The sequence below is a fragment of the Bacillus sp. PAMC26543 genome, from assembly GCF_014250375.1.
Lineage (GTDB): Bacteria > Bacillota > Bacilli > Bacillales > Bacillaceae > Bacillus > Bacillus halotolerans.
Genome location: NZ_CP060193.1, coordinates 2,137,973 through 2,153,401, shown reverse-complemented (window position 1 = coordinate 2,153,401; position 15,429 = coordinate 2,137,973). Strand labels below are relative to the sequence as shown.

At 47.3% G+C, this 15,429-nt stretch carries 1 protein-coding gene and 1 pseudogene; both read right to left on the bottom strand.

What is annotated here, in order from left to right; genetic code table 11:
* Positions 1-20: 20 nt before the first annotated feature.
* Complete coding sequence (gene fenE, locus H7F27_RS11040) at positions 21-7,685, bottom strand: fengycin non-ribosomal peptide synthetase FenE (RefSeq protein ID WP_185847907.1); 7,665 nt, start codon at positions 7,683-7,685, stop codon at positions 21-23.
* 16 nt (positions 7,686-7,701) lie between these two features.
* Positions 7,702-15,418 (bottom strand): annotated as a pseudogene (fenD, locus tag H7F27_RS11035) (fengycin non-ribosomal peptide synthetase FenD).
* Positions 15,419-15,429 lie beyond the last annotated feature (11 nt).

Below are 15,429 nucleotides of genomic sequence, written 5' to 3'. Positions count from 1 at the left end.
TATCTCCCTGTCACGATTTTCTACAAATCTTCCACCAAGCTGGATATACTGTCCAAATCCTCTGCCGTTAATGATTGGCTGCTGAAATCGCTCAGCGTCTTTTCTGTGTTCTGTTTTTCAGCACAGTGTTTCATAATATCCTGCAAATAGCATTCAATCATGGTGATGAGCCGCTCCATTGTACCCCTGTGAAACCGTGCCGGCGGATAGCTGAGCTGAAAATGAAGCTGATTTTCTGCTGCCATCGCACTCATCTCAATAAGCTGCTCCCGCTTCCAAGTAGGAGTGATGTCCTTACCGCTCCCAAGACCGGATGGGCGGAAACGGTCTTGACTTTCTATGTCGTTGAACTGCCCTAAATAGTTAAAGCCGATTTCAGGTGTTTTTGAAAACACCATGCTTTTATGTTCGGGATGTGTAAGATATTTCAACATGCCGTACCCTACCCCTTTGTTCGGTATCCGGCCCAATGTATCTTTCACGGTTTTAACTGCGGTTCCAAGCTCATCCGCTTGATTTTCAAAGTCAATAAGGACGGGGTAAATGGATGTAAACCAGCCAACCGTCCGGCTGATGTCTAAATCCGGCAGAATGTGTTCTCTCCCATGTCCCTCCATTGCCATACGGAGCTTGCTGCCCCCTGTCCAGTCACAAATCGCTAAGGAAGCCGCCGTCAATAGAATATCTTGTGTATCTGTGCCATAAGCGTGGTTTACCTTTTGCAGCAAGACCGCGGTGTCTGCTTCAGTGAGTGAAAAGCGCAATGTTTCCCTTACACTGCTGTTCATATTCTCCATATAAGGCATTTCGTATGGCAGTTCCGCTGCTTTTTCCTCTTCAACCGTCCGCCAGTACGTTTCCTCGCGAATCAGCTTGCTGCTTTGGGCATAATCTTGAATTCGCCGTGCGTATTCCTGATAGGAATCTGTTTTAGGCGGAAGCTGTATAGCCTGTCCTGAAGCTGCTTGATGATATGCCGCTGACAGGTCCTCCAGTAAAATTCTCCATGATACCCCATCAACGACCAAATGATGAATCGTGAGAAATAAATAATCTCCGGACAGCGTTTTAAACCAAGCGGCATGCAGTAATGGTCCTTGTTGGAGATTGATACTTTGCTGAAGATTTGCCACTTCTTCTTTAATGCTCGTTTCCCAATCGATTCCCGGATCTGAAAAATCAGAAATCCTTAAGCTGTACAGTTTGGATTCATGAATATCTTGGTTGATTTGTATCTGTTGTCCGCTATCATCCCGATAAATCATCCGCAGGGCATCATGATGCTCTGCCAGTTTTTTTAATGATGCGCGCAGTGCATTTTCCGACAAACAATCAGGACTAAACAGCATGACAGACTGGTTAAAATGGTGTCTATCTTCTATATCCTGAGAGAGGAACCAATGCTGAATAGGTGTCCATGGGACAGCTCCCTGAACAGATCCTTGGTCTATTACTCTTTCTGTCTTCCGGATGACTGCTGATAAATCTTTTATGTTCGGATGGCGGAATAAATCGCTTGCATGCAAGCTCCACCCATAACGTCCGAGGCGCGCGGATACTTGAAGAGCCTTAATTGAATCTCCGCCTAGTTCAAAAAACGAATCTTCTATTCCGATCCTCTGTGTCCCGAGAACCTCCTGCCATATGATCGCAAGCTGTTCTTCAAGGTCATTTCGAGGCGGGACGTACGTTTGTTTAGATGTAATATCTGGTTCAGGCAGTGCTTTTCGGTTCAATTTTCCGTTGGCAGTGAGCGGGAGAGCATCCATTTCTATCACATAGGCCGGCATCATATAGCCTGGCAGCATTTGAGAAAGGTGAGTACGCACTTGTTCAGCATCTGTCCCCTCTTTTACGCTTATATAGGCGTAAAGCTCCTTGCTGCCTAATTGTCCTGTTCGCGCCAATACAGCTGCTTCTTTGACACCGTCTATATGACGAAGCGCTGATTCAATCTCACCGAGCTCAACCCGGTACCCCCTTATTTTTACCTGATCATCGACACGGCCTACATATTCAATTGTGCCGTCCGGTAGCCAGCGTGCCAGATCACCGGTACGGTACATTTGTTCGCCGGGCGCAAATGGATTTGGCACAAATTTCTCTTTCGTCAGGTCTGGTCGACCAAGATAGCCTCTTGCCACACCATCTCCGCCGACACACAGTTCACCGACAGCTCCGATCGGCTGCAGCATTCCCCATTTATTTAAGATAAATGCGGTTGAATTACCAATCGGCCGGCCGATCGGAATGGAATGTTCATACAGTTTTTCAATGTGAAAACAAGTCGAAAATGTTGTATTCTCAGTCGGCCCATATCCGTTCCAGATTGACAATTCCGGGCATGCTTGCTTGATTCGATTGACATGACTGGCTGACAGAGCTTCTCCGCCAATAATCAGATTTATGAGCCGGGAAAATATTTTCTCATTCTGTTCTGTTAAATGGTTGAAAAGAGATGCAGTCAGCCACATTGTGGTGATTCCGTTTTGTTCTATGTATCTCTTAAGCTGATGGGAATCCAGAAATGTTTCTTTATCTGTGAGATGCAAAGCAGCGCCATTTAGCAGCGGCCCGAGTATTTCAAATGTAACGACATCAAAACCGAGTGAAGAAGTCAGCAGAAGCCGGTCTTCAGGTGTAAATTCAATGTAATTGCTGTTTTTGACAAGACGGATCACACTTCGCTGCTCAATCATGACACCCTTCGGTTTGCCGGTTGATCCTGAGGTATAGATGATATAAGCGAGTGAACTTGGCCCTGCTGGAGATTCAAAGTTCTTCGTTTCTCCTTGTCCTTGAATCTCTTCGATGACGATTTGCTCACATGTAAGTTCTAAGTCTAATCGTTGATTGTTTGCTTTTTCAGATTGAAGGAGTATTTTTGCACCGCTGTCTGACAGCATATATGATATCCGGTCAGCGGGAAGATCCTTAGCGATAGGCAAATAGGCTCCTCCAGCTTTCAAAATGCCGAGCATTCCTGCTGCAAGTTCTGGAGTACGTGTTGTCAATAATGCAACTACAGTTTCAGGTCCGACTCCTTTTCTCCGAAGAACAGCAGCAATCCTGTTTGCCCGGATGTTCAGCTCCTTATACGTTAATGTTTGTTCATCGCCGCCCACAGCTATGGCATCAGGCGTTTGTGCAGCCTGTAACTCAAACAGCCTGCTGATGGTTTCATGTCTCGGATACTCTCTTTTTGTGCAGTTGAGTTCATGGATAAGGAAATGGGTTTCATTCTCGTCCAATACATGTATTGTTCCAAGTGCTGCTTCGCTGTCTTGGATGATGGCGCGTAGCATATTCATTAAATAGTGAAGCCACATTTCAATCGTATTTTTCTGATAGAGATCAGTGCTATATTCCATTTGAAACATCATAGATCCATTGGCTTCCTCGTACGCATACAGGGTTAAATCGAACTTTGATACTTGATGTTCCACATTTGTTGCGGGCCGGAGACACAGGTCCTTCAGCTGCATGGATTCTTGGTCCATATTCTGAAGCACAAACATCACATCAAACAGCGGATTTCGGCTCATATCCCTCGTCATGCCGAGCTTGTCGACAAGCTCTTCGAACGGATAATCCTGGTGTTCGTAAGCTTCCAATGCGGTCTCACGCACTTCCTGCAAAAATTGCGCAAATGGCTTCCCGCCCTCCGGGCGTGTCCGAAGCGCCAGGGTGTTGACGAACATTCCAAGTATCGGCTCAAGGTCTTTGTGAGGACGTCCGGCAATTGGTGACCCGACGATGATGTCTTCCTGTCCGCTTAAGCGCGACAATAACGCTGTGTAAGCTGCCAGGAGCACCATGTACAGGGTGCTTCCGTTCTCGCGTGCGAGTTTGTGAAGCCCGGCTGTGAGTTCTTGATCGAGCGTAAATGAAACTTGATCACCCGCGAAGCTTCGCACCGGCGGCCGGGCGTAATCAGCCGGCAGGTCCAGTACGGGCAGCTCGCCTTCGAGCTGCTTCAGCCAGTATGCCTCCTGCGTCTTGTACGGGTCTCCTTTTTTAAAGGCCTCCTGCCATACGGCATAGTCTTTATATTGAATGTGAAGCGCAGGTAGCTCCTGATTGGCGTACAGCTCCCCGAATTCCCGAATGAGCGTATTGACTGACACACCGTCTGAAATAATGTGATGCATATCGACCAGTAATAGATGCCGCCCGTCTGATACCTTGACGATCCCCGCTCGAAACAGCGGAGCTTGGCTGAGGTCAAACGGCTGAATAAAAGCTGCCGCGGCTTCCTGTTCAGTTTGTCCGCCGAGCACAGAGGTGTGGAATGTAAACGGCACTTCGTCATGGATGCGCTGAACCGGTTCGCCGCCTGTGTCCGTTGTAAAGGACGTCCGCAGTGACTCGTGGCGTTTGATCAGCTTTTTGAATACGGCCTCCATTCTTGTAAGATCCAGCTTTCCTTCCAGCTCCAAGACTGCCGGCATATTGTAGCCTGTGCCTCCATCCTCCAGCTGCTGGAGCACATACATCCGCTTTTGGGCGGAGGAAACCGGGTAGGTCTCGCGTTTTTCAGCCGGCTTAATGGCTTCATACGGACTTTCCGTTCCTTCGCTGATGACAGAAGCCAAACCTTCTACCGTCGGATGGGCAAACACATCCTTCAGCGGCACTTGGACGCCGAATTCCTTAGCGATCCGGGAAACAAGCGCGGTGGCTTTTAAGGAATGGCCGCCCCGGTCAAAAAAGTTGTCGTGAATGCCGACAGGTCCGCTTTTCAGCACTTCCTCCCACAGCTGGGAAAGCTTCATCTCTGTCAGATTTCTCGGCGCTGTGTAGGTTTCCCGATCTGCCGCTCCGTCAGGAGCAGGCAGCGCTTTTCGGTCGAGCTTTCCGCTCGGGGTAACCGGCCATTGTTCCATTTCAATGATATGAGCAGGAATCATATAGCCCGGCAGCAATGTCTCAAGCTGCTTGCGCACTTCATTTCTGCCGAGCCCTTCCGCATACGCACATAATTCCGACTCGCCGAATTCTGTACGAACAGTCACAGCCGCTTCCCGCACGCCTTCTATGCTTCTGAGCACCGCTTCGATTTCTCCCGGCTCAATCCGGTAGCCGCGGATTTTCACCTGGTCATCCAGACGGCCGAGGAATTCAACCTGTCCGTCTGGCAGCCAGCGCGCCAAATCACCCGTTTTGTACATGCGTTCACCCGGATAAAATGGATCATCAAGAAAACGTTCTTCTGTTAATTCCGGACGATTCAAGTAGCCTCTGGCAACCCCGGCTCCGGCGATATACAATTCTCCCGCTACGCCGACAGGCTGTACGGCTAAATGAGGATCTAACACATACAGACGCGCGCCAGGCACGGGTTTTCCGATCGGAAGGCGCAAGCGATCCTTGTCCAACTCAGGATTACACGCGTAAAATGCCGCATCAACGGTTGCTTCTGTCGGCCCGTAGCCGTGGACCAGTGATGTCTCCGGCAGCAAAGAAGCGAAACGGGCTGCCGTATGGGGTGCCAGCGGTTCACCTCCGGCGAATACGCGCTTCAGGCTTCTCGGTGCCTCTATTTCCGCTTGATCCAAAAAGCTGTTCAGCATGGCCGGAATAAAATGGGCCGTTGTAACGCCTTCCTCCCGAATGGCTTTTACCATCAATGCCGGATCTTTTTCCCAGCCGGACGGAAGCAGATAGGCCGAAGCACCTGAAAGCGTCCACCAAAACAGCTGCCAGACAGATGCATCAAAGGAAAAAGACGTTTTCATCATAATGATGTCGTCTTCCTCTAAAGGAAACTGCATCTGCATGCCGGTCAGAAAGGAAACAGCCTGGCGGTGCTCCACGGCGACCCCTTTCGGCCGTCCAGTGGAGCCCGACGTATAGATTACATAGGCGAGAGAATCGCTGTCCGCTTGATGAAGAGAGTGATATTCGGATTCTTCATTCGCAAGAGCCGTCATATCCACTTCAAGTGTCTTTCCGGAAAAATCAGGTGCCTTTAATCCCGGCTGCGTCAGCAACAATGCTGCCCCGCTGTCTTTCAGCATATAGCTCAGCCGCTCCTCTGGATATACAGGATCAAGCGGCACATAAACTCCGCCTGCCTTTAATACGGCGAGAACGGCTGTCAGCATGTCCGGCGACCGCTCGCTTAGAACACCGACAATGCTTTCCTTCGTGACACCATGCGCCGTAAGGCGCGCTGCCAGCCTGTTGGCGTACATGTCAAGCTGCGCGTAAGTCAGCGAGCCGCCAGAAAAGCGCAAAGCCGTCCGATCCGGCGTCAAAGCCGCCTGACGTTCAAACAGCCCGTGCAGCGTCGGAGCTAACGCTGAAACAGCTCCCGTCGTATTATATTCAGCAACCATTTTCTGTGTTTTGTCTTTATCTAGTAACGTCATCTTTGAAACAGGAAGAGAAGGATCAGAGATGACAGCTGAAATCATATGCTGTAAATAATCTTTTATCTCAGCTATTAAGCCAGGCTCATATAAACCTGTATGAAAATTGATGCGCACGAACAATGTGCGGCCTGGAATCACTTTGACGCTGCATCCATAATTAGTCTCCTCCGCCATCGCAAAGTTTTCCACTGAGAAACCGAACGATCCAGTCTGGTTTAGTCCTTCAATTTCTTGCTGGGTCGGCACGTTTTCAAACACGATAATATGATCAATGAGCTCTTGTTTAAGAGCACTCTGTGCTTGAATGTCATATAGAGGGAAATAACTGTATGCTTCTGCTTCAGTCATTTCCTTTTGTATCCGGCTGACCAGGCCAGAGAAAGAAAGAGCTTTGCTTTGGACCCGGATGGGAATGGTATTGATAAAAAGGCCGACTATATTTTCTACATCCTCCAGCTCAGAGGGCCTGCCTGAGACGACTGATCCGAACACGGCATCGTCACAGCGATTGAATTTTTGCAGCAAAATCCCCCACAAAGCTTGGAAAACGGTGTTAAGCGTTGCACCGGATGCTGCTGCGATTTTCTGCAAATCGGACGTTTCTTTTTCAGAGATGGTAAACGTGACCTGCTGTAATTCACCTTCTGATACTTGCTCGTTTCTTTTTGGCAAAGAAGAAGCTTTCTCGAAATGCTGCAGCCGCTTTTTCCAATATGCAGCTGCCTCTTCACGATCCTGCTGCATCAGCCATTTAATATACGTTCCGTACGGCTGAACTGGCTGCAAATATGGAAGCCGCCCTTCTCCCAGCGCTTGATAAATGTGGAGAAAGTCTTTGATGATGATGCCTAAGCACCATCCGTCCATTAAAATATGGTGATGGCTCCAGATGCACACGTAACGCTCAGGCGCCCATTTTAAAACGGATATTCTCATCAGTACATCCGACTGAAGATCAAAGCCCCTTTTTTTATCTTGTTCCTTGAATGCTTCTGTACAATGTTCTTTTTCTCTCTCATTAAGATGAGAAATATCTTCAAAATGAACATGGCAAGGACGGTTTTTAAGCACCACCTGACGAGGTTTGGCTACATTTTTGTAGATAAAAGCCGTTCGAAAGATTTCATACCTGTCAAAAACAGCGTCCATACTTTTCTGGAAACGGTCTAAGTCAAGCTGCCCATTGATTGTAAAAGACGCCTGTTCAAAATAAGCTCTCGACTGTTCATCATACAGCGAATGAAAAAGCATCCCCTCCTGCATAAAAGACAAGGGATATATATCCTGTATTTCGGGTTGCTGCGGCATCAATGAATCTCCTCTCCTATAGTTTGTTGACGGCCCCCATAATCTCACTTAAATCCTCCAGCGTTAAATCCTCATCAGTAAAATCAGCGGCACTCCATTCGCGGTTTTCTTTGCCCGCGCAATGCTGAATCATGTTTTCAAGCGCATGTTTAAGATGATCGGCTAATGCTTGTATGGTTTGTTTCTTAAATTGAAGACGGTTATAAATAATGTGCATGTGCAGGCATCCTGATGAAACGGCTCCGCTGATATCTAACACATAAGGCCGCTCCCAATCCGGGCTGATTTCATCCCCTGTCTTAATATCAGAAATCTCAAAAGCTTTTGATTGAACATCCTGATCAAACTGGCCTAAGTAATTAAAGCTGATTTCCGGGTCGCTGTACTCAGAATCCCAAATTTTGTTGATATATTTCAGCACTCCATAGCCTGCGCCTTTATGAGGTATGCGGTGCAGCATGTCTTTTGTCTGTTTAATGTGTCGTCCTAGCCGCTCACCTTCATCCGTATGGTCAGAATCACTCATATCAAGCCATACAGGATAAATAGAAGTGAACCAGCCTACTGTTCTGTTCATGTCAATATTGTCAAGATAATCTTCTCTGCCGTGGCCCTCCATACTGATTTTGAAATGGTCAAGTCCCGTCCATTCCTGCAAAGCTAGGCCTAAAGCAGTCAGAAGGATATCATTCGTTTCCGTGTTGTATGCATTGTTTGCACCAGTTAACAGCAATTCTGTATCTTCACGAGACAGCTCGAAATCAATTACTTCTGTATCTTTGAATGAGTTCGATGTGATCGAATGATCTTTGGGAATACGCTCAATATGCCGGTCCTCCCGCTCATTCCAATACGCGATTTCACGCTGCAGACGACGGCTTTTTGAATAGTCAGCCAATGTTTGTGCATAGGTGAAATATGAATCCGTTTTTTCCGGCAGTACGATGGGTTTTCCTGAGACTGCCTGTTCGTAAGCAATTGAAAAATCCTCAAATAAAATGCGCCATGAAACGGCATCAATGACTAAGGGATGGATCGTCAGAAACAAATGGTCTCCATCATCGGCTTTAAACAAACCAGCATGAAGCAAAGGGCCAGTCTCCAATCGAATGGTTTGCTGAATTTGGTTTGCCATTTCTTCAATCTGTTTGTGTGCTTCGGCTGACAAGCCCTGTGCATTTCCGGCTGTATTTGAACGATGATCTCTTATATCAAACAGATCGAAGGCATATAGCTCCTCATCCGGAAGATCTGCTCCTCTGTTAACCTGTACAGGCTTGCCATCTTTGTAACGGCATATGATTCTCAGTGCGTCATGATGAGTCACCAAGCTTCTCAGCACATTTCTGAGTGCAATGTCATCAAATCGTTCAGCCCGGTAGAGCATGACAGATTGATTAAAATGATGGGCTTCCAATGATTGTGAAAAAAAACCATTGCTGTACAGGTGTCCAAGGCAGCTCGCCTTCGACTGGCGTTTGGTCAATTACGCGTACGGCTTTTCGAACGCGGGCGGACAGTTCACCAAGCGTCTGATGCTCAAACATCTCACGCACTGTCGTTTCATAGCCTCGCTGCTTCAGCCGTGCACACACCTGCAACGCTTTTATTGAATCCCCTCCAAGCTCAAAGAAATTCGCGTTGACACCTATCTCCTCCGCTTCGAGCAGTTCCTCCCAAATGTCAGCCATCGCCTTTTCAATCTCATTTCTAGGGCTGATATCATTCTCAGTTTGAGCGCGCTTATCTGGTTCCGGCAGGACTTTCTGGTCGAGCTTGCCGTTAACCGTCAGCGGGATGCTGTCAATCTGGATCAAGCGGGCAGGCACCATAAAATCAGGCAGAACGGCTCTCAGGGCAGCCCTGATATCTGCTTCATTTACGACCTGTCCATCTTCCGCAACCAAGTAAGCATATACAGCGGATTGGCCTTGTTCATCATCTCTTGTGATGACAGCAGCCTCTTTGATTATTGGAAGCTGAAGCAGAGACGCCTGGATTTCGCCGAGCTCGATGCGGTGTCCTCTCACCTTTACTTGATCATCAATGCGGCCCATATATTCCAGATCTCCACTTGCCAGACGCTTTGCAAGGTCTCCGGTTCGGTATAATCTGTCTCCCGGAAGATAAGGATTAGGTACAAATCGGGCCGCGGTCAGATCATCTCTGTTCAAATATCCCCGGGCTACCCCTTCTCCGCCAATATACAGCTCTCCTGGAACTCCTGTAGGCTGAAGATTCATATGAGCATCCATCACATAAGCCTGAAGAGTTGCCAGCGGTTTTCCGATATTGCTCTTATTTTTTTCTATATCAGCTGAGGACAATTTCTTATATGTCACATGTACAGTTGTTTCAGTAATGCCGTACATATTGATCAGATCAGTATCAGGGTATTTCTCGTTCCAGGTTACAAGCATGCCGGGCTGTAAAGCTTCTCCGCCGAAAATAACGTATCGCACATGTAATCGGTCCGTATGGTTTTCTTCTTCATGAATGAGTCCGTAAAAAGCAGTTGGAGTCTGATTGAGTACTGTGACGCCTTCGTTTTTTAACAATAAGCGGAATGCGTTTGGATCGCGGGCTGTTTCTCTGGAGACAAGAACCAGCGTACTTCCATTCAGCAATGCTCCGAACATTTCCCATACTGAGAAATCAAAGCAATATGAATGAAATAAAGTCCAAACGTCCTCACTGCCAAAATCAAAAGGCAGGTCCTGATGCTTCAATAGACTAATCACATTGCGATGCTCGACAACGACGCCCTTTGGCTGCCCAGTGGTTCCAGATGTATAAATCACATAAGCTGGCTGGTCTGCTAATGTTTCTTGCGCTTTCAAATCAGGCGAAATCAATTCGTTTTCGGCGTCATTCAGGTATAAAATTTGCCCATGGTAATCCGCCGGCTTGTTGTGTCCGTGCTCTGTCAGGAGAATTCTTGCCCCGCTGTCATTCAGCATAAAGCTGATGCGTTCTTGAGGATATTCAGGGTCAATCGGCAAGTATGCCCCTCCGGCCTTTAGAATAGATAAAACGCCAATCACCATATCAGGCGATCGATCAAACAATAAACCGATAATATCCCCTGATCGGGCTCCTTGTTTCATCAGCATAGCCGCTGTCCGTTCTGCTTTTTCATTCAGGTCGCGATAAGTCAGCCGTATATGATCGCATACGACTGCGGTATGTTCGGGATGTTCAGCTGCTTGTTTTTCAAATAAACGAACGATGCTTTCATCTCTTGGATAGTCAGCATACTGACCCATCGTTTCAAGAAGCAATTCGCGCGCTGGAGCAGAAAGCAATTGCATTTCCGAAAGCTTCATATGGATATCAGACGTTATTCCTTTCACCAGCTCAATAAAATGGGAAGCCCATCTTGCAATGGTCTCTTCTTCAAACAGCGCGGTACTGTATTCGAAGCGGCAGCGAATGCCATCGGAATGCTCCTCAGCGTGTAATGTCAAATCGAATTTAGATACATTGTGTGACAGCGTTACAGACGAGATAGATAAACCAGGCACTTCAAACCGGAAATCTTCGCTGTTTTGAAGCACGAGCATCGCGTCAAACAGCGGATTGCGATTTACCTCCCGTTTCGTTTCAAGCTTATTGACGAGCTCTTCAAAAGGATAATCCTGATGCTCGTATGCAGTCAGAGCAAGTTCGCGAATTTCCTGCAAATAAGAGCTGAACGTTTTGCGGCCCTCAGGCTGGCATCGCATAGCTAATGTATTGACAAACATCCCGATGACTCGCTCCAGATCAGCGTGCGGTCTCCCGGCAGCAGGCGAGCCGACAACGATATCCTCCTGCCCGCTCAGTTTGGAAAGTAGGATGGAATAGACAGCCAGAAGGAGCATATACATCGTCGTTCCCGTTTCAAACATCAAGCGGTGCAGTTCTTCCGCCGTTCTTTTATCAATGTTTACTTCAAATGTTCCGCCGCTGAAATCAGGCAGAAGCGGCCTCGTTTTATCAAGCGGTAAATCCAATACTGGAAGGCTGCCGCCAAGCTGCTTCAGCCAGTAGGCCTCCTGTTTGCTGTAATGCGTTTCCGGAAACTTCTCTTGCTGCCAAACCGCAAAATCCTTATAATGCAGGTTTAAAGCTGGAAGCTCTTTTCTGCAATAAAGATCAGTGAATTCTTGGACGAGTGTACTCATAGAGATTCCGTCAGCAATGATGTGATGCATATCAAGCAACAAATAGGCTCTTTCTTTTTCGAGAGATATCAAGCTTGCTCTAAAAAGCGGTCCCACGCTAAGATCAAACGGTTTGATAAAGGACGAGATCGCAGACTGCAGCATTTGCTCTGATTCAATTTCAAGCTCTTTCAGATCAGCTGCCAGCGCCGGATGAATCTTTTGCACTGGCTCTCCGTTGTTCAGTTCAAATGCCGTACGCAATGATTCATGCCGATTCACAAGCTCTGTGAGAACTTTTCTCAATCTTCCGCGATCCAAATGTCCTCGCAGTTCCAGTACCGCCGGCATGTTGTAGCCTGTGCTGTCATCTGCCAACTGGTAAAGAGCGTATAATCTTTTTTGCGAGAAAGACAGCGGATAAACATCTCTAAAATCCGCAGGTTCAATCTGCGTAAAAGCATGCTCACGTAAACTCATCAGTTTGGCTGCCATACTTTCCACGGTCGGATAAGAAAAAACGTCACTGAGCGGCAGCTCGATATTCAGCCGTTTATGTATTCTTGATACGAGTGTGGCTGCTTTTAAGGACTGTCCGCCTAATTGAAAGAAATCATCGCGTATACCGATTTGATTTTTGTTCAGCACCTCTTCCCAAATGCGTGCCAGTTCAGTTTCCATTAAGGTTTGTGGCGGCATGTACGTTAAGTTAGTTGTGTTTTCTGGTTCCGGAAGTGCGGAACGGTCGAGCTTCCCGCTGGATGTTAACGGCATTTGAGTGATTTTGATGATGCTTGCGGGAATCATATAGGACGGCAATGTACCGGCAAGATGCTGGTGCAGATTCGGAAGGCCGTTTCCTTTTTCCGGAACGATATAAGCAACGAGTTCCTTTTCCTCATCAGAAACATCACGGGCCAGCACTGCAGCTTCCTTCACTCCAGATGCTTGCCGAAGAACAGTTTCAATCTCACTTAATTCAATGCGATATCCCCTGATTTTTACCTGATCATCAAAACGTCCAATATATTCAATCGTGCCATCAGGCAGGAAGCGCCCTGCATCTCCGGTTCGATATAAACGTTCCCCTTTGAGGAATGGATGGTCTGTGAATGCTTTCTCTGTTAGCTCTGTGCGCTTATAGTACCCTTGTGCGAGACCCGCGCCGGAAATACACAGTTCACCCGCCGCGCCTATCGGCTGCAGTTGCTCTCCTTGTAAAATATATACTTTTGTATTGGCGATCGGGTGTCCGATCGTGATTCTCTCTTCTTCGTTCAGATGACGAAGGATTGTTGTTGCCACGCTGTTTTCTGTCGGTCCATATTCATTTGCAAGTTCAGCGGAGGGACAAATCTTTCTGCTAGTCTCAAGCAGGTCAGGAGTCACTGCCTCGCCCGCAAATGTCACGATACGAAGACTTTGTGCATCTTCAGCAGTCAGCACTTCTAATAACACCCGGTACAAGGAAGGAACAATAAGCATATGACTAACCTTGTATTGAGCTATTATCCGTCTAAGGGCGAGCACGTCCTTCGCTTCGTTATCTGTTGTCAGCAGCACGCATGCGCCGGACAGAAGCGGAGTAAACAAGCTTGTCACGCAGCCGTCGAAAACATAGGAAAACAGATGAAGTGCTGTATCCCCTTCGCTCATGCCGTACTCTTCCCGTCTCCACTGCAAGGTATTTGCAATTCCTTGATGGTCAACGAGCACTCCTTTTGGCCGTCCTGTCGTTCCTGACGTATAGATCAGGTAGGCAAGCTCACCAATCGATGCATCAGGAGAATCCGTTCTGTAATGTGTTGTATGTCCTGATGTCACAATTCTGCCTTTATAGCCTGACGGGATGGATGAAATAAGTTCTTCTTCTGTCAGTAAGAGAGCTGCTTGACTGTCATGCAGCAGAAAAGAAAGCCGCTCTTTCGGATAACTTGGATCAAGAGGCAGATAAGCGCCTCCGGCTTTCCAAATTCCAAGCAGGGCAGCAGCCATGTCCATTGACCGTTCCATCATCACAGCGACAATCCCGCCAGATCCAGCTCCCTTTTCTATCAGGGCGTGTGCAATCTGATTGGCTCTTTCATCTAATTGCCGATATGTCCGGCACTCATCTCCCATTCTCAAAGCAGCCGCGTCAGGTGTTTTGAGAGCCTGTTCCTCAAACAATTGGGATAGCGTTTTGCTTGGATAATGGCGCTCCGTTTCGTTAAACGATTGAATGAGCTTACGTTCTTCAGGAGGCACAATGCTGATGCTGTCGACAGCAATATCGGGATTTGACAAAATACAATCCATTGCCTGCATGAGGTGCCCCTGAATCCGAAGCACCTCTTCACGTTCATAAACGGCGGCATTGTAGCTGAATTTAATATAAAATGATTCACCTGGAACGATGACAACGTTAAGGTCATAGCTGGTTTGTTCTGACATAGAAATGTCATCTAGCTTCAATGCGTTTTCGTCATTTTCGCTTTGCCTATTGACTGCCTGCTGAAGCTGTACAGGATAATTTTCAAAGACAAGAATATGATCGATCAATCCTTGCTTCAAAGCACTGCGGTTTTGAATCTCATAAAGCGGATAATAACCATGCTGCTCAGAACGTAAAGTATCCTCCTGCACGGATTTGACAAGCGTAGAAAATGCCATTTTCTCTGCAGATCGAATACGCACCGGAACAGTGTTAATAAACAAGCCGACCATTGACTCGATCCCGTCAATCGCTGACGGACGTCCGGAAACAACAGAGCCGAAGACCGCGTCATCCGTACCGTTGTAACGATGGAGAAGAACACCCCATAGACTCATAAATAAAGTGTTTAATGTAACTCCCCAATTTTGAGCAGCTGCTGTCAATTTCTGAACGATAGCCGGCTCTAAAGAAAAACGGATATTTGCGGCTTCATATTCCCCATTCGCTGAGCGGCTTTTTAGTTTAGGAATAGAAGCGGTATTGCCGTACTCCTGCAGATAATCTCTCCAGTATGCAGCGGTTTCTTCTTTATCTTGTTCTCCGAGCCATTCAATATAACGGCTATACGGCACCATGCTGCCGAGCTGTACAGGCCTGTTATTTTTAAGTGAGTCATACATGCTGAAGAATTCTTTGAGGATGATGCCCAGGCACCAGCCATCCATGATGATATGGTGATGCGTCCAGACACATGTATATGTGCTGTCTCCTCTATCAAAAAGCATGAGCCGCATTAACGGATCTTTTTGCAAGTGAAACCCTTTTTCCCGGTCCTGCTGCATAAAGTCTTCTATCAGAGCAAGCTGCTCATCATCTTTCAGGTGAGAAAGATCTTCCCTTTGTACGGTCAATTCACGGTTTGTCAGCACAACTTGCTGCGGCCCAGTGAGGTCTGGAACCTCCTTAAGGAATATGGTTCTGAAAATATCGTATCGGGAAACAAGAAGATTTAAGCTCTTTTGAAACGAATCGATACACAGGCTGCCTGTAATGGTAAACGAGGTTTGTTCCACATAGGCTTTAGAGCTGAAATCAAGCAGTGAATGAAACAGCATCCCTTCCTGCATGTACGATAACGGATAAATATCTTGGATCTGCGTTGCTTGCGTCATCAATTCCACAC